General features: G+C 61.1%; 22 protein-coding genes. 13 read left to right on the top strand and 9 right to left on the bottom strand.

The genetic code is table 11. The features are described from left to right. Window positions 1-39: 39 nt before the first annotated feature. The 7 genes from galU to ahpF all read left to right on the top strand — a co-directional run bounded on the left by galU (window position 40) and on the right by ahpF (window position 8,748). The gene (galU, locus tag ACP6KB_RS15220; RefSeq protein WP_442107832.1) at window positions 40-879 is read left to right on the top strand and encodes a UTP--glucose-1-phosphate uridylyltransferase GalU; all 840 of its coding nucleotides are present in this window, start codon (window positions 40-42) and stop codon (window positions 877-879) included. Between the two features lie 93 nt (window positions 880-972). Continuing rightward, window positions 973-2,331 (top strand): glutathione-disulfide reductase, encoded by a 1,359-nt coding sequence (gene gorA, locus ACP6KB_RS15215; protein WP_442107830.1) that lies wholly within the window; start codon window positions 973-975, stop codon window positions 2,329-2,331. A 214-nt stretch (window positions 2,332-2,545) separates the two neighbouring features. Next, a complete protein-coding gene (locus ACP6KB_RS15210) occupies window positions 2,546-3,013 on the top strand; it encodes a fimbrial protein (protein ID WP_442107828.1) in 468 nt (155 codons plus the stop codon). Between the two features lie 60 nt (window positions 3,014-3,073). Continuing rightward, on the top strand, window positions 3,074-3,814 hold the full coding sequence (locus ACP6KB_RS15205; RefSeq protein WP_442107826.1) for a fimbrial biogenesis chaperone: 741 nt from the start codon (window positions 3,074-3,076) through the stop codon (window positions 3,812-3,814). Window positions 3,815-3,834: 20 nt separating this feature from the next. Further along, complete coding sequence (locus ACP6KB_RS15200) at window positions 3,835-6,378, top strand: fimbria/pilus outer membrane usher protein (protein ID WP_442107824.1); 2,544 nt, start codon at window positions 3,835-3,837, stop codon at window positions 6,376-6,378. A gap of 134 nt (window positions 6,379-6,512) precedes the next feature. Next, window positions 6,513-7,076 carry an alkyl hydroperoxide reductase subunit C gene (gene ahpC, locus ACP6KB_RS15195; RefSeq protein ID WP_128325693.1) on the top strand — a complete coding sequence of 188 codons (564 nt, stop codon included), beginning with the start codon at window positions 6,513-6,515 and terminating at the stop codon, window positions 7,074-7,076. Between the two features lie 121 nt (window positions 7,077-7,197). Further along, window positions 7,198-8,748: an alkyl hydroperoxide reductase subunit F gene (gene ahpF, locus ACP6KB_RS15190; protein WP_442107821.1), complete on the top strand. Its 1,551-nt coding sequence runs from the start codon at window positions 7,198-7,200 to the stop codon at window positions 8,746-8,748. Between the two features lie 88 nt (window positions 8,749-8,836). On the opposite strand, the gene ACP6KB_RS15185 is transcribed toward ahpF, so the two are convergent. The 5 genes from ACP6KB_RS15185 to ACP6KB_RS15165 all read right to left on the bottom strand — a co-directional run bounded on the left by ACP6KB_RS15185 (window position 8,837) and on the right by ACP6KB_RS15165 (window position 12,360). After that, window positions 8,837-9,667 (bottom strand): AraC family transcriptional regulator, encoded by an 831-nt coding sequence (locus tag ACP6KB_RS15185; RefSeq protein ID WP_442107819.1) that lies wholly within the window; start codon window positions 9,665-9,667, stop codon window positions 8,837-8,839. Continuing rightward, complete coding sequence (locus tag ACP6KB_RS15180; protein ID WP_442107817.1) at window positions 9,664-9,987, bottom strand: AzlD domain-containing protein; 324 nt, start codon at window positions 9,985-9,987, stop codon at window positions 9,664-9,666. Before ACP6KB_RS15180 ends, ACP6KB_RS15185 begins: the two co-directional genes overlap by 4 nt. Then, the gene (locus tag ACP6KB_RS15175; RefSeq protein WP_442107815.1) at window positions 9,984-10,682 is read right to left on the bottom strand and encodes an AzlC family ABC transporter permease; all 699 of its coding nucleotides are present in this window, start codon (window positions 10,680-10,682) and stop codon (window positions 9,984-9,986) included. Before ACP6KB_RS15175 ends, ACP6KB_RS15180 begins: the two co-directional genes overlap by 4 nt. 101 nt (window positions 10,683-10,783) lie before the next feature. Continuing rightward, window positions 10,784-11,434: a sel1 repeat family protein gene (locus ACP6KB_RS15170; protein ID WP_442107813.1), complete on the bottom strand. Its 651-nt coding sequence runs from the start codon at window positions 11,432-11,434 to the stop codon at window positions 10,784-10,786. Window positions 11,435-11,742: 308 nt separating this feature from the next. Beyond that, complete coding sequence (locus ACP6KB_RS15165; protein WP_442107811.1) at window positions 11,743-12,360, bottom strand: LysE family translocator; 618 nt, start codon at window positions 12,358-12,360, stop codon at window positions 11,743-11,745. A 112-nt stretch (window positions 12,361-12,472) separates the two neighbouring features. Between ACP6KB_RS15165 and ACP6KB_RS15160 the strand changes: the two genes are divergently transcribed. After that, a complete protein-coding gene (locus tag ACP6KB_RS15160) occupies window positions 12,473-13,393 on the top strand; it encodes a LysR substrate-binding domain-containing protein (RefSeq protein ID WP_442107809.1) in 921 nt (306 codons plus the stop codon). A 78-nt stretch (window positions 13,394-13,471) separates the two neighbouring features. Then, entirely contained in the window at window positions 13,472-15,832 is a 2,361-nt protein-coding gene (locus ACP6KB_RS15155; RefSeq protein ID WP_442107807.1) for a DNA polymerase II, read from the top strand. A 38-nt stretch (window positions 15,833-15,870) separates the two neighbouring features. Here ACP6KB_RS15155 and ACP6KB_RS15150 read toward each other — a convergent pair whose 3' ends face one another. After that, window positions 15,871-16,368: an anthrone oxygenase family protein gene (locus ACP6KB_RS15150; protein WP_442107805.1), complete on the bottom strand. Its 498-nt coding sequence runs from the start codon at window positions 16,366-16,368 to the stop codon at window positions 15,871-15,873. Window positions 16,369-16,559: 191 nt separating this feature from the next. Between ACP6KB_RS15150 and ACP6KB_RS15145 the strand changes: the two genes are divergently transcribed. Further along, window positions 16,560-17,111, top strand: a complete 552-nt coding sequence (locus ACP6KB_RS15145; protein WP_442107803.1) for a DUF4174 domain-containing protein — start codon at window positions 16,560-16,562, stop codon at window positions 17,109-17,111. Window positions 17,112-17,117: 6 nt separating this feature from the next. Here ACP6KB_RS15145 and aroQ read toward each other — a convergent pair whose 3' ends face one another. Both aroQ and ACP6KB_RS15135 read right to left on the bottom strand, forming a co-directional pair. After that, window positions 17,118-17,549: a type II 3-dehydroquinate dehydratase gene (gene aroQ / locus ACP6KB_RS15140; RefSeq protein WP_442107801.1), complete on the bottom strand. Its 432-nt coding sequence runs from the start codon at window positions 17,547-17,549 to the stop codon at window positions 17,118-17,120. 43 nt (window positions 17,550-17,592) lie between these two features. Further along, the gene (locus ACP6KB_RS15135; protein WP_442107799.1) at window positions 17,593-18,645 is read right to left on the bottom strand and encodes a Gfo/Idh/MocA family protein; all 1,053 of its coding nucleotides are present in this window, start codon (window positions 18,643-18,645) and stop codon (window positions 17,593-17,595) included. Between the two features lie 91 nt (window positions 18,646-18,736). On the opposite strand from ACP6KB_RS15135, the gene ACP6KB_RS15130 reads away from it, so the two are divergent. Further along, window positions 18,737-19,681 carry a LysR family transcriptional regulator gene (locus tag ACP6KB_RS15130; RefSeq protein WP_442107797.1) on the top strand — a complete coding sequence of 315 codons (945 nt, stop codon included), beginning with the start codon at window positions 18,737-18,739 and terminating at the stop codon, window positions 19,679-19,681. A gap of 45 nt (window positions 19,682-19,726) precedes the next feature. On the opposite strand, the gene ACP6KB_RS15125 is transcribed toward ACP6KB_RS15130, so the two are convergent. Beyond that, window positions 19,727-20,158, bottom strand: coding sequence for a hypothetical protein (locus tag ACP6KB_RS15125; RefSeq protein ID WP_442107795.1), 432 nt, complete (start codon window positions 20,156-20,158; stop codon window positions 19,727-19,729). Between the two features lie 153 nt (window positions 20,159-20,311). On the opposite strand from ACP6KB_RS15125, the gene ACP6KB_RS15120 reads away from it, so the two are divergent. After that, window positions 20,312-20,599 carry a hypothetical protein gene (locus ACP6KB_RS15120; protein WP_128325072.1) on the top strand — a complete coding sequence of 96 codons (288 nt, stop codon included), beginning with the start codon at window positions 20,312-20,314 and terminating at the stop codon, window positions 20,597-20,599. A 170-nt stretch (window positions 20,600-20,769) separates the two neighbouring features. After that, the gene (locus ACP6KB_RS15115) at window positions 20,770-21,267 is read left to right on the top strand and encodes a PaaI family thioesterase (RefSeq protein WP_442107792.1); all 498 of its coding nucleotides are present in this window, start codon (window positions 20,770-20,772) and stop codon (window positions 21,265-21,267) included. Window positions 21,268-21,274 lie beyond the last annotated feature (7 nt).

The following is a 21,274-nucleotide window of genomic DNA, read 5'->3' as shown; positions in this document are numbered from 1 at the left end:
CGCCGAATTTCGTACGCAAAGCCCTTGTTAAGGACGTATATGATCAAGAAATGCTTGTTCCCGGCAGCCGGTTACGGCACTCGCTTCCTGCCTGCTACCAAAGCTATGCCCAAGGAAATGCTGCCAGTGGTAAACAAGCCACTGATCCAGTATGGCGTTGAAGAAGCGCTGGAAGCTGGGTTGAACGAGATTTCCATTGTTACCGGCCGTGGTAAGCGCGCGCTGGAAGATCACTTCGACATCAGCTACGAGCTGGAAAACCAGATCAAGGGCACCGACAAGGAAAAATACCTGGTCGGCATCCGTCGTCTGCTCGATGAGTGCTCGTTCTCTTACACTCGTCAGACCGAAATGAAAGGCCTGGGCCATGCGATCCTCACCGGTCGTCCACTGATCGGCGATGAGCCGTTCGCCGTGGTGCTGGCCGACGACCTGTGCGTCAACCTCGACGGTGACGGCGTGCTCAAGCAAATGGTCAAGCTGTACAAACAGTACCGCTGCACCATCGTTGCAATCATGGAAGTCGACCCGCAGGAAACCAGCAAGTATGGCGTGATCGCCGGCGACCTGATCGGCGACGACCTGTACCGTGTGCGCAACATGGTCGAGAAGCCAAAACCGGAAGATGCCCCGTCGAACCTGGCGATCATCGGTCGCTACATCATGACCCCGGACATTTTCAGTCTGATCGAACAAACCGAGCCAGGCAAAGGGGGTGAAATCCAGATCACCGACGCCCTGATGAAGCAGGCCCAGGATGGCTGCGTGATTGCCTACAAGTTCAAGGGCAAGCGTTTCGACTGCGGTGGCGCTGAAGGCTACATCGAGGCAACCAACTTCTGCTTCGAGAACTTCTACAAAACCGGTAAGGCGTACTAAGTCTTCCAGCGCCATGCTGCAAGCCGCAAGTGGAACGCACAGGGCTTTTTCTAGTAGCCTGTAGCTTGATACTTGCGGCTTGAGAGCATCGAGATGCCCTACGATTTTGATTTGTTTGTGATTGGTGCCGGGTCCGGTGGTGTGCGCGCTGCGCGTTTTGCCGCAGGGTTCGGTGCAAAGGTGGCGGTTGCTGAAAGCCGTTACCTGGGCGGGACCTGTGTCAACGTCGGCTGTGTGCCGAAGAAACTGCTGGTCTACGGCGCGCATTTTGCCGATGACTTCGAGCAGGCCGTAGGGTTTGGCTGGTCGCTGGAAGACGCTCAGTTCGACTGGGGCCAGCTGATTGCCAACAAGAACCGCGAAATCGAGCGCCTTAATGGCATCTACCGCAATCTATTGATCAACAGCGGCGTGACCTTGCTTGAAGGCCACGCCAAGCTGACCGGCGCCCACGAAGTGGAAGTCGACGGCCAGCGTTACAGCGCCGAGCACATTCTGATTGCCACCGGCGGCTGGCCACAGATCCCGGATATTCCTGGCAAGGAACTGGCGATCAGTTCCAACGAAGCCTTTTACCTCAAAGACCTGCCCAAGCGTGTCTTGGTGGTGGGTGGTGGTTACATTGCCGTGGAATTTGCTGGCATCTTCCAGGGCCTTGGGGCGAAAACCTCGCTGTTGTATCGCGGTGATCTGTTCTTGCGCGGTTTCGATGGTGGTGTGCGTAACCACCTTAAGGAAGAACTGGAAAAACGCGGTTTGGACTTGCAGTTCAACAGCGATATCCAGCGCATCGAGCGTCAGGACGACGACAGCCTCAAGGCGACCCTCAAAGACGGTCGTGAGCTGGTTGCCGACTGCGTATTCTATGCCACCGGCCGGCGGCCGATGCTCGATAACCTGGGCCTGGAAAATACGGGGGTAGAGCTGGACCCACGTGGTTTCATTCGCGTCGACGAGCAGTACCAGACCACTGAACCGTCGATCCTGGCCATCGGTGACGTGATTGGCCGGGTGCAACTGACACCCGTGGCACTTGCTGAGGGCATGGCGGTGGTGCGGCGTCTGTTCAAACCCGAGCAATATCGCCCAGTGGACTACCAGAATATCCCCACCGCGGTGTTCAGCCAGCCGCCTATCGGCACTGTTGGCCTGACCGAAGAACAAGCGCTTGAGCAAGGCTACAAGGTGCAGATTTTTGAAAGCCGTTTCCGGCCGATGAAGCTGACCCTCACCGATGTTCAGGAAAAGACCTTGATGAAGCTGGTGGTCGATGCCGACACCGACCGTGTGTTGGGTTGCCATATGGTCGGCCCGGACGCGGGCGAGATTATCCAGGGCCTGGGTATCGCGCTGAAGGCCGGGGCTACCAAGCAGCAGTTCGATGAAACCATCGGTGTGCATCCGACCGCAGCCGAAGAGTTCGTGACCCTGCGCACGCCAGTTTCACGTTGAGTCACCCACCCTGCGTAGGAGCTACGCAGGGTGGCCAACGTTTCCTACCTGAGCCGTTACTTAAGCGGCCATCGCCGTGACCTGCGGCTGACATTCTCCGAGTCGGACATTTCAGATACTGATTGCCCCACTCACTTCCAAGCAGAATGTCACGATGAAACCTACAAATAAAACGCTTCTTGCGCTGAGTTGCTGTCTTCTCCTGAGCACTGGGATGGCACAGGCCAGCGGTCAAATGAGCTTCAGCGGCAGCGTTGAGGCGGGCACTTGCGAAGTCAATGGCGGCAACAACGATGTGGCCGTGAGCTTGCCGACGGTGCCGGCCAGTCTGTTGATCACTCCAGGCCAGGTCGCAGGCAACACGCGCTTCGATCTGCGTCTGGCCAACTGCTCGCCTGGCTTGACCCGCGTTTCTACCTACTTTGAATCTGGTCCTACCATCAGCCCGCAGGGGCGCCTGATTGTGGATACCGGTGGTAGCGAGAACGTTGAAGTTCAGCTGCGCAACAACACCAATGCGCCGATGAACCTGTCGGCTGCCCAAGGCAACCAGAACTCCCAGATCGTTGACATCATCAACGGTCAGGCAGTGCTCGCTTACTCGGCGGAATACTACTCACTGGGCGGCACAACGCCAGGCCTGGTGAACACCCGCGTGCAGTACACCCTGATGTACCCATGAAGTTGTTGGCAGCCCTTGCCGGGCTGCCAACCTCTATTGTTTGCCGACCCAGGACCTCCTATGAAAACAATCTGCCTGCCGTTCTGGCGCGGGTGGCTTCTGGCTGCCTGTCTGTCCAGTAGCGCGGCCAATGCCAGTGTTGTGATTGCCACAACCCGGGTGATCTATCCCGCGAATGCCGCAGAAGTGACGGTCAGCTTGAACCACAAAGGGCAGCATCCGTCGTTGGTGCAAGCCTGGATCGATGAGGGCCAGGCAGAGGTCCCGATCGAGCAATTGCAGGTGCCGTTCAGCCTCACGCCGTCGTTGTTTCGCCTGGATCCGGGCAATGGGCAAACACTGCGCTTGTTTCAAACCGAGCACGACTTTCCCCAGGACCGCGAAGGCCTGTATTGGCTCAATGTGCTGGAAATCCCGCCAAAGGGGCAAGGCAATGCCCTGCAGGTTGCGGTGCGTTCGCGGATCAAGCTGCTGTATCGCCCCCAAGGCCTTGCTGGAACCGCAGAACAAGCGCCGCAGGCGTTGACCTGGCGTCTGCTCAAGCAGCATCAGGCATGGATGCTCGAAGCGCACAATCCCAGCCGCTATCACGTCAACCTCGCTGCGCTGGCGATCCAGACGGCAGCGGGCATGCACGAAGCCCAAAGCAGCCACCTCGCGCCAATGTCGACCCAGCTGTTTGCTTTAGAGGGGCTGGAATTGGCCGCAGCGTCTAGCGCCCGCGTGCACTTCAGCAGTGTCAATGACTACGGTGCGGTGTTGCTCCACCAACAGTCCGCCGAGGTCGTCCACCGGCACTGAGCGCGGTGGAGGCGACAGTGATGATGAAATGTTCTGCCGCGCCTGCATGGCGTACGGCCGGGGCCTTGCTGTGCCTGGCAAGCGCACTGGCAAGCAATCGACTGCATGCAGCACCGGTTGCGTTCGATCCCCGATTCCTGCAAACGGAGGGGGCGGCGGCTGTCGATGTCAGTCGTTTCCAGCATGCCGACAGCGTACCTGAAGGCGAGCAGGTGCTGGATGTTGTGGTCAATGAGCACTGGAAGGGACGCTGGTCGGTAGCCTTGCGTCAACAAGGCGATGAGCCGCAGGCCAGTCCTTGTTACAGCGGCACATTGCTGCAGGCGCTGACCATTGATCAAGCACAGCTTGGCGCTTCGGTGCGCGAGCAGTTGCAGCCGACCGACAGCTGCCTGCCATTGTCGGCGTTGGGAATAGAGGCCAGTGAGCGCCTGGATTATGGTCGCTTGCGCTTGTCGCTACAGGTCGCTCAAACGGCCTTGGTGTCGCTACCCCTGGATTATTTGCCCCCGGAGCAATGGGACAGCGGCACGCCTGCAGCGTTTGTCGACTATCGCTTGAACCTGTTCAGTCAGCGCAGCCGCATTGACGGTCAGCAGTGGAATCAATCCTTCCTGGGCTTGCGCAGTGGCCTCAACACCGGGGCCTGGTACTGGCGTCATGAAGGCTACCTGCAAGCCGGCGAGGGTATCGAGCAGCGTTACCAGGCACTGGCCAGCTATGTGCAGCGTGATATCGCCCCATGGCAAGCGCAGTTGACACTGGGCGAGGCTTACAGTCGCGGTGAGGTGTTTGACAGCATCGCCTACACCGGCGCCGGGTTAGCCAGCGACGAGCGCATGTTACCGGCATCGCAACGCGGTTTTGCCCCGACTGTCAGTGGCGTTGCCTACAGTACGGCGTTGCTGACTATCCGCCAGAATGGCGTGCTCTTGCATGAGTCAACCGTGCAGCCCGGGCCGTTCGAAATCAGTGACCTGTATGCCAACGGCTTCAGTGATGACCTGGAGGTGACCCTGACGGAAGCTGATGGCAATCAACGCACGTTCACGGTGCCGTATCAGGCAGCGCCGTTGGCCTTGCGCCCGGGCGCCCGGCGTTTTGACTTCAGCCTCGGGCGCTGGCGCGATGGTCTGGGCAACACTGGCCTGGAGCATGCCCAGGGAAGTTGGCAACAGGGCCTGAGCAATCGCTTCAGCGTACATGCCGGATTGATCGCAGCTCCAGGGTATCAATCGGCTGCGCTGGGGGGCACGCTGAACAGCCACCTGGGGGCGGTGGCCCTGACTGTACTCGGATCGCACAGCGACTCGCCAGAGCAGGAGCGCAGCGCTGGCCAGGCCGTGCGGTTGAGCTGGCGTCAAGTGCTGGCGGCGTCGCGCACCGACCTGAGCGTCAGCCTGACCAGCAGTGGTCCTGAGTACCAGGGCTTCAATGACGTTGCCCGTGCTCGGTACGAGGGCGAGCAGCACTCGCCGAACCCGCACCCGACACGCCTGAGCGCACGCGTTGCAGTCAGCCAAGGCCTGGGTGAGCAGGGGGGGCGTTTGAGCCTGCAAGCCGTGCGGACGCAGCGCTGGCAGCGGCCGGGTAGTGATTTGAGCTATTCGCTTGGCTACTTCAACCGCTATGGCGCGCTGGGCTATGGCATCACGGCCTCCCGCGAGCAATCGACGTCGGCAGGGCATCGCAATCAAATCGCCGTGACCTTGAGTCTGCCGTTGGGTGAGCGTCGGCGTGGCTCACTGTCCAGTACCTTCACCAGCAACGGCAGTGGACACAACACAACCAACACCCGCTTCAGCAGCACTGCCGGTGAGCATGGCCAGTGGGGGTATGGCCTGGGGCTGAGCACACGGCATGAATCGCAGCGCGATACCGCAGGTGTGGACGCCCAAGCGCAGTACAGCGGTGCGGGAGCACAGCTCAGTGGAACACTCAGTCAGCACCGTGACTACCAACAGGCCTCGCTGGGCGCTCGCGGGGCGTTGGTGGCACATGCCGGAGGGCTGACGGCGACCCAGTCGCTGGGCGAAAGCTTTGCCATCGTGCATGCGCCGGGCGCTGCCCGCGCACGACTCAAGCAGGCGCCGCAGGTGCAGCTGGATAGCAAGGGCTATGCGGTGCTGCCGCACCTTTTGCCGTACAGCCTCAATACCGTCGAGCTGGACCCTAAAGGCACCTCGCAAGACATCGAACTGCAACTGAGCAGCCAGCAAGTCGTGCCGCGAGCCGGTGCTGCGGCCTTGCTCTACTACCCCACACGCAGCGGGCGCAGCGCGTTGATCGACGCACGCCAGGCCGATGGCAGCGTGTTGCCCTTCGGCGCGGTGGTGCTGGATGAAACGGGCGAGGAGCTGGGGCTGGTCGGGCAGGGCAGCCGATTGCATGTGCGCGGGATCAACACGCAGGGGCGTTTGCAGGTGCGCTGGGGGGACGGCATGCAGCAGCACTGTGCCCTGAACTATCGGCTGCCTGCGGGCCAGCCGTCAGGCAATGCCCCGACCGTACTGCAGGCGACCTGTGAACAGCAGGGCAGTGATGCCGTGGAATCCTTGTTATGAGCGTTCAAGCTATCTAACCCGCCACTTATAGCCAAAACCAATCGGCAGCATGAGCTTTGCCAATGAGCATTGAGGGAATGTATTAGCTACGATTCTCCCATCAAGTTTTTCAACCCCCTGAAGGAGCGTTACTTATGCCTATCATCAACAGCCAGGTAAAACCGTTCAAAGCCACTGCTTACCACCAGGGCAAGTTTGTCGAAGTCTCCGACGCCGACCTCAAAGGCAAATGGTCTGTCGTATTCTTCTACCCGGCTGACTTCACCTTCGTCTGCCCGACCGAGCTGGGCGACCTGGCCGACAACTACGCTGAGTTCAAAGACCTGGGCGTGGAAATCTACGGCGTGTCCACCGACACCCACTTCACCCACAAAGCCTGGCACGACACCTCGGACACCATCGGCAAGATCCAGTACCCACTGATCGGTGACCCGACTCACGTCATCTCGCGCAACTTCGACGTACTGATCGAAGAAGCCGGTATCGCTGACCGTGGCACCTTCGTGATCAACCCGGAAGGTCAGATCAAGATCGTTGAACTGAACGACGGCGGTGTTGGCCGTGACGCCAGCGAGCTGCTGCGCAAGATCAAGGCTGCCCAGTACGTCGCTGCTCACCCAGGCGAAGTGTGCCCAGCCAAGTGGAAAGAAGGCGAAGCCACTCTGGCGCCATCGCTGGACCTGGTCGGCAAGATCTAAGACCGTGAGCCAGCCGAGGGCGGTGCTGCACCGCACCTGATGTTGTCACCGCCCCGCAAAACGCCCGGGCGCTTTCGCCCGGGCGTTGTTATTTCTACCGTTTGAAAAAGGAATCGCCCGTATGTTGGACGCCACGCTTAAAACTCAGTTGAAAACCTACCTGGAACGGGTCACTCAGCCGATCGAGATCGTCGCTTCCCTCGATGACGGCGCGAAGTCCCGCGAATTACGCGACCTGCTGGTTGAAATCGCCAGCCTGTCCACCCTGATTTCCTTGCGTGAGGACGGTAACGACGCCCGGCGTCCTTCGTTCTCGCTCAACCGCCCTGGGGCCGACATCAGCCTGCGCTTTGCCGGCATCCCCATGGGCCATGAGTTCACCTCGCTGGTGCTGGCACTGCTGCAGGTCGGCGGCCATCCGTCCAAGGCCAGCGCCGAACTGATCGAGCAGATCGGCGCGCTGCAAGGTGAATTCAACTTTGAAACCTACTTCTCGCTGTCGTGCCAGAACTGCCCGGACGTGGTTCAGGCACTGAACCTGATGGCGGTGCTTAACCCGAACATTCGTCATGTTGCCATCGACGGCGCGCTGTTCCAGGAAGAAGTCGAATCGCGCAAAGTCATGGCGGTACCCAGCGTGTACCTCAATGGCGAAGTGTTTGGCCAGGGCCGCATGGGCCTGGAAGAAATCGTCGCCAAGCTGGACACCAGCAGCGCTGAGCGCCAGGCGGAAAAAATCAACGCCAAAGACGCCTTCGACGTATTGGTGGTTGGCGGTGGCCCCGCCGGTGCTGCAGCGGCCATTTACGCGGCGCGTAAAGGCATCCGTACCGGTGTGGCTGCGGAGCGTTTTGGTGGGCAGGTGCTCGACACCATGGCCATCGAGAACTTCATCTCGGTTCAGGAAACCGAAGGCCCGAAACTGGCCATGGCCCTGGAAGAGCACGTCAAGCAGTACGACGTCGACATCATGAACTTGCAGCGCGGTGAAGCGCTGATCCCGGCCAGCGATGGCGGGCTGCATGAAGTACGCCTGGCCAGTGGTGCTTCACTCAAGGCCAAAACCGTCATCCTCGCCACTGGCGCGCGCTGGCGGGAAATGAACGTACCGGGTGAAAAAGAGTACCGCAGCCGTGGCGTGGCGTACTGCCCGCACTGCGACGGCCCGCTGTTCAAGGGCAAGCGCGTGGCGGTGATTGGTGGCGGCAACTCGGGTGTAGAAGCGGCAATTGATCTGGCCGGTATCGTGGCCCAGGTAACACTGATCGAGTTTGACAGCCAACTGCGTGCCGACGCGGTGTTGCAACGCAAGCTGCACAGCTTGCCGAACGTCAAGGTGATCACCAGCGCGCTGACCACCGAAGTGCTGGGTGATGGCCAGAAGGTCAGCGGCCTGCGCTACAAGGACCGCAACAGCGATGAGCTGCATGACATCGCACTGGAAGGGATCTTTGTACAGATCGGCCTGTTGCCCAACACTGACTGGCTCAAGGGCACGGTAGAGCTGTCGCCACGTGGTGAGATCATTGTCGACTCCCGTGGCCAGACCAACCTGCCGGGTGTGTTTGCTGCCGGTGATGTGACCACCGTGCCGTACAAGCAGATCGTGATTGCCGTGGGTGAGGGCGCCAAGGCTTCGCTGGCGGCGTTCGATCACCTGATTCGTGCCTGAAACACCGCAGGGCTACTGGTAGGAGCGGGCTTGCTCCGCGATGGCGATTGATCTGACACATCGCCTCGCGGGGCAAGCCCGCTCCTACCTAACCCACACACGCCCGGCGGTATTCCCCTGGCGTCACCCCATAAGCCTGTTTGAACTGCCGGTTCAAATGGCTCTGATCCGAAAACCCCAAAGCAAAGGCCACGTTGAACGGCAGGCAGTCGTTCTTCAGCAGTTCCCGTGCGCGACTCAGGCGCCGCTGTTTGAGCCAGGCATGCGGAGGCAAACCGGTGGCCTGGCGAAACACCCGGGCGAAGTGGAAAGGTGAAAGATTGACCGCACTGGCCAGATCCTGCAGTGACGGTGGGTCGGCCAGGCAGCTTTCCATCAGCTCTTTGGCTCGTGCCACGGCGCAGGGTTCGTTGCCAGGCTCGCGCGGGCTACCGATGCGGGCATGGCGGTGCACCAGCATCAGCACGGCCTCGCGCCACGCGCTCTGTTGCTCCAGGTCACTGGCACCCTGTTCAGCCAGGCAGTGCAGCCAGTTGAACGCCTTGGCCAGTTGCGGATCGTGCAGCACGCTGGCCTCGAAGCGCGGCAGGCCGTCGCGTTTGATATCCAGCTCATCCAGCACACCGGTGATACGTTCACCTTGTGGGTACAAGCCACGATAACGCCAGCCCTGTTCATGGGCCTTGGCGCCGGTGTGCATTTCATCGGGGTTGATCAGCACCATGCTGCCCACCGCCGCCACATGATCGCTGCCACGATGCCAGAAACGCTGGGCACCCGAGGTGATGATGGTGATCGCATAGCCTTCATGCACATGCGGCGCAAAGCGTTGCTGGAAATATCGAGCGTGAAGCATCTCGACATCTCCCAGCGCCGGCGCTTGCCAGAAGTGGGTCTGTTCCTGCGGTGCTGCGTTCATGGGCTGCCGTTCAACCACCAGCGAAAGACGAAAAAGAACATCATGCTCACCAGCATGCTGATCAAGGTGCTGCGGGTCAACAGCACCAGCACCACGGCCACCACTGAACCGAGCAAGTACGGGTTGCTCAGGCTCAGGTCGAGTTGATGACCAGGCAGGAAAATGATCGGCCCACAGATGGCGGTCAACATACCCGGCACGGCAAAACCGAGAAATTGCCGGGCGTTGGAGCTCAGGCGCAGCGGCAAGCGTGGTTCAAGGAATGCGTAGCGGTTGAGAAATACCAGCAGGCCCATCCCGACAATCAAGGCAAAGATCATGAGCGTGCTCCGCTGAATTTCTGGCAGATGAAACCGGCGCTCATGCCCAGCAGGCCGGCTGCCACCAGGCCGGTTTCCCAGTGCCAGAAGCTGAACAGCACAGAGCTGAACAACGACACCGCAACGCACACCACGGTGGGCAGATTGCGCACCAGCGGGGCGATCAGGGCAACAAAGGTGGCGACGATGGAGAAATCCAGGCCCAACTGGTCGAGGTGCGGGATGTTTTGGCCAAGAATAATGCCCGCCAGGGTGAACAGGTTCCAGGCGATGTAGAAGGTCAGGCCAACGCCTAACGCATACCAGCGGTTGAACTGCTGTTGGTCGTACTGGCTGGTGAGAGCAAAAAACTCGTCAGTGAGCAAGAATCCCAGGCCCAGCCGCCAGCGGGTAGGCAGCCCTGACAGTACCGGGCGCATCGACAGGCCGTAGAGCAGGTGCTGGGAGGTCAGCAGCAGGGTAGTCAACAGGATCGAGAACAGGTTCGCTCCGCCTTTGAGCATGCCAATGGCCACCAGCTGTGCCGCCCCGGCGAAAACGATGGCCGACAGCCCCTGGCCTTCCCAAGGGGTGAGGTTGGCTTCGATGGCCATTGAGCCGGCGAGTAGCCCCCAGGGGGCGACCGCCAAAGACAATGGCAGGATGGCGATTGCGCCGCGGGTAAAGGCCTGGCGGGCGAAGGGTGGGCTGGACATGGCTATCTGCAACAACTGGAAAAGGTTGCACAGCATGCCAGAGCTGCGCGCAGGTGACTTGAACGATCTTGCTGTTCAGGCTCACCTGGCGCCAGGGCGGGTCAAAAATGCTTGCTGAGCAGACGTTGGCGTACGGCAAAGCAACCGTTCAGATCAACCGCTTTTTGCCAGTAACGCTGGCGTTGATCGGGTTGGCTGTTGCCCTGCAAACGGTAGATTTCGGCCTGGAAGTCGCGTTGGCGTCCCCATTGCAGGGCCAGGCCCTGAGGTTGTTCGGGATTGCACAGCAGACGCTCGGCCGGTTGCGGGTAATAGGAGGCGTAGCGGTTGGCTATGGCCTGGACATGCTCAAGGTTTTTGCCAAACGCCGTGCTGTCACGGTAGTCGGTGCACCAGGCTTCGATCCCCAGTGCCGCGGGTGCAAAACCCTGCGCAAGGCTGGTTTGCAGTAGCGGGCAAGCGGCAACTGGAATCTGCTCGGTGGGCAGGTAGGTCATGTAATACAACGCCAGGCGATAACGGGCGACCGGATGGTCCAGCTCCACGGCTTTGGTCAGCAGGCTGACGGCAGGGGTGAGGGTTCGCCCAAGAGCTTGCCCCTGTTGCGCCAGGTCCTGGTCGGTGGAGCTGGTCTTGAGGCTGAAGCTGTCGGCCTGATGTTCGGCTTGCTCCAGCAGTGTCACGGCCTGGCGATACAGCAGGTCGGCGTGCGGGTCGATGCGCAAGCCGTCAGCCAGCGCGCAGCCGGGCACCAATATGGCTAATAAGAAGGAGCAGAGGCGTGCACGCAACCGGGTAAAGCCTGAGGAGGGCACTGCTTGAGGGCTGGGCATCAATTGAATAACGGTACGCTGAGGTTCAGGGTTCAATCCAACTGTCCATAGTAGGGTTCGAAGGGGCCTGGGCAAAGGCGACCATTCTAACCTTTGTAGGGGCGTTCTCGAAAGCCACGCAACATGGTGTCCAAGTGATGACTGGCCGGTAGGAGCGGGCTTGCCCCGCGATGCGATTTATCTGGCACATCGCATCGCGGGGCAAGCCCGCTCCTACCGGGCAAGCCTTAGGACCAAAATGTCCGAAGGTTGTAAAACAGCCCTGCCAAGGCGATCACCAGCAGCATCGCGCCGCTGGCCAGGCCGATCAGCCGCTGATGTTGTGGGCTCGCCAAGGTGCTGGTCAGCAGAATGTACGCCGCCAGAATCGCCATATCGAGAATCACCCAAACCAGCGAAAGCAGTAACAGGCTGTGGCTTGTCTGGCTGGTGATGTGGATGAACTGCGGGAAAAAGGCCATGAAGAACAGGATGTCTTTCGGGTTCGACAAGCCGATGGCAAAGCCTTTCCACAGGCCTCCACGCACGCGGTCAGGCGGCGCAACGTCCGCGTTGGGTGTCAGTGCCTGACGCAGGCCGCTAATGGCCAGGTAACCGATGAACAGGCAGCCCACCACACTCAGCGCACTGAGCACATGGGGGGCGATCACCGCACTGGTAAGAATCAGGCTGGCGGCCAGTGCGATCAGCACCAGCGAGGCACCGTTGGTGCCGACGGCGGTCCACAGCGCCTGGCGGCGGCCAGTGCTGGCGGCTGTGTTGACCACCAGGGCAACCACCGGGCCGGGCGTGGCAATCAGCAGCAAAACGGTCAGTGCGTAGGTCAGGAGCAGGGCGGTGTTCATTGGCAGGCTCGGTGGTCGTCAGGTGTGTGGGCATTTTCGGCAGCCCCCCGCGCCTTGTAAAACGACTGTTGCTATGGCTTTCTATTAGTCCTGCTCATGCCTCAGGTGGCCTATGTCCGAACGTATTCCTGCATTGCTGGCCTTAAGGGCGTTCGAGGTGGCCGCGCGTTATGGCTCCTTTACCCGCGCCGCTCAGGAACTGGCGCTGACCCAAGGGGCTATCAGTCACCACATCAAAACCCTCGAAGGTTTGTTTGGCTGCGCCTTGTTTGAACGCCGTGGCCCTAAACTGTCGCTGACCGAGTCCGGGCGGGTATTGGCGCAAGAGTTGAAAGTAGGCTTCAAAATTATCGACAACGCCTGCGCGCTGCTGAAAAAGGAGCGCAACAGCATTCGCCTGAAAGCACCTTCGACCCTGACCACCCGCTGGCTGCTCGGGGTACTGGAGGGCTATCGTCAGTCGGTGCCAGCCAGCCATGTGCAACTGTCCAGCGTGTGGATGGACATCGACAGTGTCGATTTCTACAGCGAGCCCTATGACGCCGCGATGCTCTTGGCTGACGGCCGTTTTGCCGCCGATGTCGACAGCCTCAAGCTGTTCGATGAGTGGTTGCTGCCGGTGTGCAGTCCTGGTTATCAGGCAACGCTCGGGCCAGGGCTGGACGGCCTGCAACGCGCTGATTACCTGCACTGCTCGGCAGACCGCCGCGACTGGCGGCGTTGGCTGGCGCGCCTCGGTGCGTCGCCCGCCGGGCTTGAACGTGGTCAACTGTTCGATACCCTGGATCAAGGCATGTCGGCGGCCCAGCAAGGTGCGGGGGTTGCGGTGGTCGACCTGTTGCTGGCCAGCACAGAACTTGCCGCCGGGCGCCTGGTGCCGCCGTTGCCGCAGGCGGTGTCGACCGGCGAGGGCTATTACCTGACTTGGCTCAAATCCAGCCCACAGGCCCGACAGATTCAGGCACTGGGTCATTACCTGCTGGCGCAAGTGCCGCAACTGCCTGCCCAGGGCTACGACTATTTGTATGACTAATACTCGATACGGCTGCTCGGCCGCTGCGGTGCTGGGGTAGAATCGCAGCACAGATCAGGTGGTTCAGAGGTTGTAGTGGTGGAGTTACAGCAGGGCTTTGTCCTGACCCGACATTGGCGCGATACCCCGGCAGGGACCTGCGTCGAGTTCTGGTTGGCCACCGACCAAGGCCCGCGTCGCTTGCGCGTGCCGCTGCAAACCTCTGTGGCTTTCATCCCGGCGACGCACCGCCAGCAGGCACAGACGGTGTTGCGCAGTGAACGCGGGGTAGCGTTACGCCCGCTTGAACTGCGCGATTTTGAGCAGCGCCCGGTGATGGGCTTGTACTGCCGCCAGCATCGCCAGTTGATCCAGCTGGAAAAGCGCCTGCGTGCTGCCGGGGTGCAGGTTTACGAAGCCGATATCCGCCCGCCCGATCGCTACCTGATGGAGCGTTTCATCACCGCCCCGGTCAGTTTCAGTGGCACGCCCGATGAGCAGGGCGTGGTGCAGGATGCCTTGCTCAAACCGGCGCCCGACTACCGGCCAACGCTGAAGCTGGTGTCGCTGGACATCGAAACCACCGAACGCGGCGAATTGTATTCGATTACCCTTGAGGGCTGCGGCCAGCGCCAGGTGTACATGCTTGGCCCGGCCAATGGCGATGACCGCGAGGTGGATTTCGACCTGGACTACTGTGACAGTCGGGCGCAGTTGCTCGAGCGCCTGAATCAATGGCTGGCGCAGCATGATCCGGACGCGATCATCGGCTGGAACCTGGTGCAGTTCGACCTGCGCGTGTTGCAGGCCCACGCCGAGCAGTTGCAGGTTCCCCTGTGCCTGGGCCGCGACGGTGAGCCGATGGAGTGGCGCGAACACGGCAGTCGCACGCATTTCTTTGCCGGGGCCAGTGGCCGTTTGATCATCGATGGCATCGAGGCGTTGCGCTCGGCGACCTGGAGCTTTCCTTCGTTCAGCCTGGAAAACGTAGCGCAAACCCTGCTCGGTGAAGGCAAGGCCATTGATACCCCGTATCAGCGCATGGATGAAATCAATCGCATGTTTGCCGAGGACAAACCGGCCCTGGCACGCTACAACCTCAAGGACTGCGAGCTGGTCACGCGGATCTTCGCCAAGACCGAACTGCTGACCTTCCTCCTGGAACGGGCGACGGTCACCGGTTTACCGGCTGATCGTAGTGGTGGTTCAGTCGCTGCCTTCGGCCACTTGTACATCCCGCTGATGCATCGCCAGGGCTTCGTCGCGCCCAATCAAGGTGAGCGCCCGGAAGAGGCGAGCCCCGGCGGCTTTGTCATGGACTCGCGGCCCGGCTTGTACGAGTCGGTGCTGGTGCTGGACTACAAGAGCCTGTACCCCTCGATCATTCGCACCTTTCTCATCGATCCGCTGGGGTTGGTCGAGGGGCTGCGTGAACCGGGTGACGCCACCTCGGTTCCGGGTTTTCGTGGTGCGCGCTTTTCGCGCCTTCATCACTGTTTGCCCGCGATCGTCGAACGCGTCTGGCAGGGGCGCGAGACCGCTAAGCGCGAAAAGAATGCGCCGTTGTCGCAGGCCTTGAAGATCATCATGAACGCCTTCTACGGCGTGCTCGGTTCCAGTGGCTGCCGTTTCTTCGACCCGCGTCTGGCCTCATCGATCACCCTGCGCGGCCACGAGATCATGCGCCGCACCCGCGAGTTGATCGAAGCTCAGGGTTATACAGTGATCTACGGCGATACCGACTCCACCTTTGTCTGGCTCAAGAGCGCGCACAGCGAGGCTGATGCCGATGCCATCGGCCGCCGTCTGGTGCAGCAGGTCAATCAATGGTGGTGCACACATTTGCGCGACACTTACGATCTGGACAGCGCCCTTGAGCTGCAATACGAGACGCACTACAAGCGCTTTCTGATGCCCACCATCCGCGGTGCCGAAGAAGGCAGCAAAAAGCGCTACGCCGGGTTGGTGCAGCGTAACGACGGGCGCGATGAAATGGTCTTCAAGGGCCTGGAAAGTGTCCGTACCGACTGGTCGCCATTGGCGCGCCAATTCCAGCAGGAACTGTACGAACGCATTTTCCGTCGGCAACCCTACCAGGCTTACCTGCGCGAATACGTGCGTCAGACCCTGGCCGGCGAGCTGGATGAATTGTTGGTTTACCGCAAGCGCCTGCGCCGCCCGCTGGCGGACTATCAGCGCAACGTTCCGCCGCATGTGCGGGCAGCGCGCATGGCTGATGACTTCAACCAGCGTCAGGGGCGGCCACGGCAGTACCAGAATGGCGGCTGGATCAGCTATGTGATCACCGTGGCCGGCCCGGAGCCGCTGGAAACCCGCCATTCAGCCATCGACTATGACCACTACCTGACCCGCCAACTGCAACCGGTGGCCGATGCCATTCTGCCGTTTGTGGAGGATGACTTTACGGCGCTGATCGATCGGCAGATGGGGTTGTTTTAGCGGTTGCTGTTACATCGCCCCGCGGGGCTAGCACGCGCCTACGGGCGGGCTAGCCACAGGGCGGCCATCAGCCAGGCGGCGGCTGCCAGCGCGGTGATGGTGCGCACATGGTTCCAACGATTCCAGCTGGGTACGTAGCGGTGCCAGGCCGCCGCCGCTTCACTGCTGGCCGGGTCGAGGCGGGCCAGGGCCTGGTTTTTCGGCACGTTGAACAGCAGGGTGACGACGATGTTGCCGGCCAGGTACAGGGCACTGCCGATGGCCATGCACAGGCTGCCCGGCAGTGGCCAGCGCTGATACGCCCAGATCAGCAGGCCGATGCTGGTGGCTGCGGTGCCGAGGAACAAGGCCAGGAACAGGCGATTGAGCACCACCTTGTTGATCGACTGCATGGCCGTTACCGCACTCTGTTCCGGGATGCGCTCCAGGGCGGTCATGACAAAGTTGGAGAAGGCGAAGAACAACCCGCCCATCAGGCCGCAACCCAAGGCTGTGGCAAGGATCAGCAACAACAGCAGGGTATCGACAATGCTCATGGTCCGCTCCTTTAGATCAGCTATCCTCAGAATCAGATGTCAGCCTGTTCTGGTCAGGGTCAAGGCCTTACATGGAAATCGGAAGTTACCTTTGACTTGTCCACGGATTTCGTCCTGTAGTTTAGGCTCGCACCTCGGATCTTTCGTCGCGATCTGTAGTCTTTGATGCATGGAAATTGAAGGAGATGCGCATGCTCGTACGGTCACTGACCCTTGCCACCTTGTTGGCCATAGCCGGCCCCGTCCTCGCTGACGATGCCCCCTTGAACCAGGACCTGTACAAGTCCCGCCCTTTGATAGTCATTGCGCCAAGCACCGCCGACCCGACCCTGCGCGGTTTGAACGAAGCGCTCAAAGACCCGGCCACCAAGAAAGCCTTCGATGACCGCAGCCTGGTGCTCTACAGCGTTGCCGGCATGATCGGCAAGCGCGATGACAAAAACCTTGAGCAGCAAACCACCATGGCCTTGATCCGCGAACTGAGCCTGGGTGCACGCAATGGCACCCAGGTGATTCTGGTCGGCAAGGACGGCCAGAAACATGAGATCAAGCATGACGGCTCGGTCGAGCCCCAATCGATTTTCGATGCGGTAGACGCCTTGCCGGCGGAAGAGAAGGCCATCGTTGCGCCTACCGTGGCCGAGAAAAAGCAGGCCGACGCCAAGCCGGCTGCCGATGCCAAACCCGGCAAACCGGCTAAGCCTGCCAAACCGGCGGCACCGCCCAAGCCGCTGGAAGACTGAAGTTAATCAACGGCCACGGGCAAAGTGCTCGATGGCCAGGACATAGCCGTGGGTGCCGAACCCCGCCAGCACCGCCTTGGCCACCAGCGAGACGTAGGAGTGGTGACGGAAGGCTTCACGGCGATGGACATTGGAAATGTGTACTTCGATCACCGGCACTTCGGCGGCCATCAACGCATCGTGGATCGCCACTGAGGTGTGGGTCCACGCGCCGGGGTTGATGACGATGCCATCGACTCGGCCGCGCGCCTGGTGAATCCAGTCGATCATCTGCCCTTCATGGTTGGTCTGCGCAAATTCCAGCGTCAGGTGCAGCCGCTCGGCAGTCTGCTGGCATAGCTGCTCAAGGTCGGCCAGGGTTTCGTGGCCATAGACCTCGGGCTGGCGCAGGCCAAGCATGTTCAGGTTTGGGCCGTTGAGTACAAGCACGTTCGTCATGCAGGCAAGGTTCCGTTCAATGGAGTGGTGAGAGAGGCGGGTGTCAGAGGCTGCTGGTGTCGATGGTCTGGCCGCTGAGCGCGGCCTGGCTGATCGCTTCGACGATCTGTAGGTTGCGCAAGCCGTCGCGCACACTGACCAGGGGCTGGACGTCACCGCGAATCACCTGGCAGAAGTGCGCTAATTGACGCTGGAGCGGATCGACCGCTTGCAGAGGCGCAACGGCGGTGCTGAAGGGCGTCCACCAGGAGCGCTGTTCGGGGTGTTCGTAGTACTTCAGACGCATGCTCGGGATCGACAGCGAGCCACGGGTGCCAGCCAGCACATAGCAGTCTTCATCGGTGTAGCGGGGGTAATCGAGGTTTTCCCCGGCGGTTTGTTCCCAACTGCGGGCGCTGGCGGCGGTGTCGGAGAGCAGAAAGGTACCCAGGGCACCTCTGGCAAAGCGCAGACTGATTGCCACGGTGTCTTCCACGGCAAAGCCGCGGGTAGCGTTGGAGGCCTGAGCTTGCACAGCGACAATCTCACCGCACAGCGAACGCAGGTTGCCGATTTCGTGAATCATGTTGATCAGTACCGGTCCGCCGCCGGGTTGGCAACGCCAGGGCGCGCTGTCGAAGTAATCGGCAGGCTTGTAGAACAGCGCGCTGCCCATCACCGCGACCAGATCCCCGAGCACGCCTTCGCTGATCAGCTCGCGGGCCTTATCGAGAATGGCACTGTGCGCGCGGTGATGCCCCACCAGCAGCCGCGCTTGGCGCTGCTCAGCGATGGCCAGTAGCCGTTTGCCTTCCTCAAGGCTGTGGGCCACCGGCTTTTCAATCAGCGCCGCCACGCCTTGTTCGACACAGGTCAGTGCACCTTGCACATGCAGTTGATTAGGGGTGGCGAGAATGACGCCGTCCGGGCGTTGCTCGCTGAACAACGCTTGCAGCGATGGATACACCGGCACCCCAGTCAATTCCCCCAACGTTGTGGTGGCAGGCGCAGGGTCGACCAGCGCGCACAGCTGGCAGTCGCCGCTGGCCTGGATCAGTTCAATGTGGCGACGGCCGATCAGGCCGGCGCCGGCAACGGCGATGCGTAAGGGGATCATGGCACTCTCGTTGTTCTTGTAGGACAAGGCAGACCGCAGCGGCGGTTTTGTGAGAGGCTAATAAAAAACGCTGGGGAGATAATCGGGCTGAATGAAGAATCAGAATGCGCTGATAGCGAATAATGATCCGTTGCTGCGCGACCTGCAGTTGTTCTGCGAGGTGGCCCGGCGTTCCAGCTTCATTGGCGCGGCCACCGAGATCGGCCTGTCGCCTGCGCATGTCAGCAAGCGCATCGCCACCCTGGAAGCGCTGTTGGGGGTGAAGCTGTTCAACCGCACCACGCGGCGGGTGAACATCACCAGCGACGGTGAGGCGGCGTTTGTCTGGGCGCAGAAGATCCTGGAAAACGTTGAGTCGATGTTCGACGCGCTGTCCGAAGCGCACAGTGAACCGCGTGGCACCCTGCGGATCAGCACCAGTTTGCGCCTGGGCCGTGAGCATGTGGCGCCGATTCTCTCGCTGTTGCGCCATCGACACCCGCAGTTGGATATCTGGCTGGAGTTGATGGACCGCCGGGTGGACCTGATTGGCGAGAACTTCGACATCGATATTCGCGTGGGGGAGGTGCAGGAAAAGCACCTGATCGCCCACCGCATCGCCGAGAACAAACGGGTGCTGGCGGCGAGCCCCGACTACCTGGCGCGGCGTGGCACGGTCCGGGTGCCGGCAGAACTGGCGCAGCACGATTGCCTGCTGTTTCGCAGCCGCGATGACCGCTTCGGCGTGTGGCGCCTGGTCGGGCCGCAAGGCGCCGAGACGGTCAAAGTCACCGGGCCCATGGCTGCCAACCACAGCGATATCGTCCGCCAGTGGGCGCTGGATGGGCACGGCATCATCATGGCGTCTTACTGGGACCTGGTCAGTAACCTGCAGGAGGGGTCATTGGTGCGGGTGTTACCGGCGTACTACCAGCCCGCAGACGTCTGGGCGGTGACGGCGGCGCGCTCGAGCAGTTCGGCCAAGGTGCGCAGTTGCGTGGCGTTTCTGCGTGAACAGCTGGCCGAGGGGCCTTATGCATTGGCGCTAGGCGGGTAAGCGGCCGCGCTCCTGGTCCGGCACCAGGAGCGGGCAGGGCATGGGTCAGTCGCCGGCTTGAGCCTGCAACAACCATTGCCCCTCAACCTCGCGGACCAGGCCGCTGGCCAGCAGCAAGGGCGCCAGGCGTTTGCGCAGCTCGGGTTCGACGAAGGCGCGCAGGGTGTCCATGTCCAGCGTGCCCAGTGGCGACAGCTCGACCTTGGTGTACGACAGCCAGGCTTTTTTCAGCACCAGCAGCACGTCGCTGCCAGCGGTGGTGGCAAAGCGTCGATGCACGCTCTGGCCTTCAAGCACGAAAGTGTGTGCGTGCTCGAAACCCGCTTCATCACCGCCAGCCGCCAGGCAGCGGCTGCAACGGCACGGGCCGTCGCCGAAGGCTTTGAGCAGGTAAGTGTTGAAATCCACCACGGGCTTGAGGCTCAGGCGCTTGTCGACTTCAAACAAATCGGCGATCAGGGGTTGTTCAGCGGTCAATGTGTTGTCCCAGAATAGTCTTGGCGGGGGCGCACAATACCAGTCTTTGCGCCTGCCGGATGTCGAAGTGCACGGGATTTTTCCTCGACACTCTATTACCCTATGCGGCCGCGTGCGTCAGTAGACGCCGATCTTTGTCGTTGGAGTTCAAGCATGTACAACTACACAGCCACCGTGACCGTCAGCGACGATCTGCACGAAGATGTCGAAGCGGTGGAGAACGTCGCGATTCGGGTCGGCCTGGAGGCCGTGACCGAGACGCTGAAGAAGGTGCATTTCGTTGGCACCCTGGCGGCCCCCGACAAGGCGACGCACATCTGTGTGACCCTGGACAACGGCCTGAGCTACTACGGCCCGATCGTCAACGGCCACGCTGAGCTGGAAGGCGGCTGGATCGCTTTTGAATGCGACATGCTCACCCCGCAGGAATTGGGGCTGTAACCCGGGCCTGAGTATCAGCCGGGGGCGGGAAGGCAAAGCGTTGCCCTGTTCGAACGCATGCGCATTGAATGCGCGATGCAGCAAAAGCCCATGACCTGTTCATGGGCTTTTGCTGTGCAGAACGGTACTATCGGCAACGCTTTCCCTCCAAAACAACAATCAGGAAGCTTATGAATAACCCCCTGTTGTCCATTCAGGAACTGGCCGCCCCCGAGGGCGTCTGTTACGGCTGCGGTTGCTCCCACCCAAGCGGTCTGCACTTGCAAAGCCATTGGGATGCCGACGGTATTCATCTGGTCTGCCGACACTCGCCCGACAGCACCTTTCTCGGCTGGCCCGGGCTGGTCTACGGTGGCCTGCTGGCCATGCTGGTCGATTGCCATTCCAACTGGACGGCCATGGCCTATCACTACCGCGCCGAAGAGCGCGAGCCGGGGAGCCTGCCACGCATCGACTGCGTCACCGGGCAACTCAACCTGACCTACCTCAAACCCACGCCGATGGGCGTCGAGCTGCTGCTCAAGGCCCGGGTCGAAGGTGAGCCAGGGCGCAAGAGCCGGGTGATCTGTGAGGTCTGGGCCGGCGATGTGCTGACCGTGAGTGCCGACTCGGTGTTCGTGCGGGTCGACACCGAGAAGCTCAAGCACAAGGCCCACGGTCAGGCCTGAGGCAACC

Origin of the sequence: Pseudomonas sp. NUPR-001 (assembly GCF_052147955.1) — a bacterium.
Taxonomy (GTDB): Bacteria; Pseudomonadota; Gammaproteobacteria; order Pseudomonadales; family Pseudomonadaceae; genus Aquipseudomonas.
This window is presented reverse-complemented; position numbering and strand designations above follow the sequence as displayed.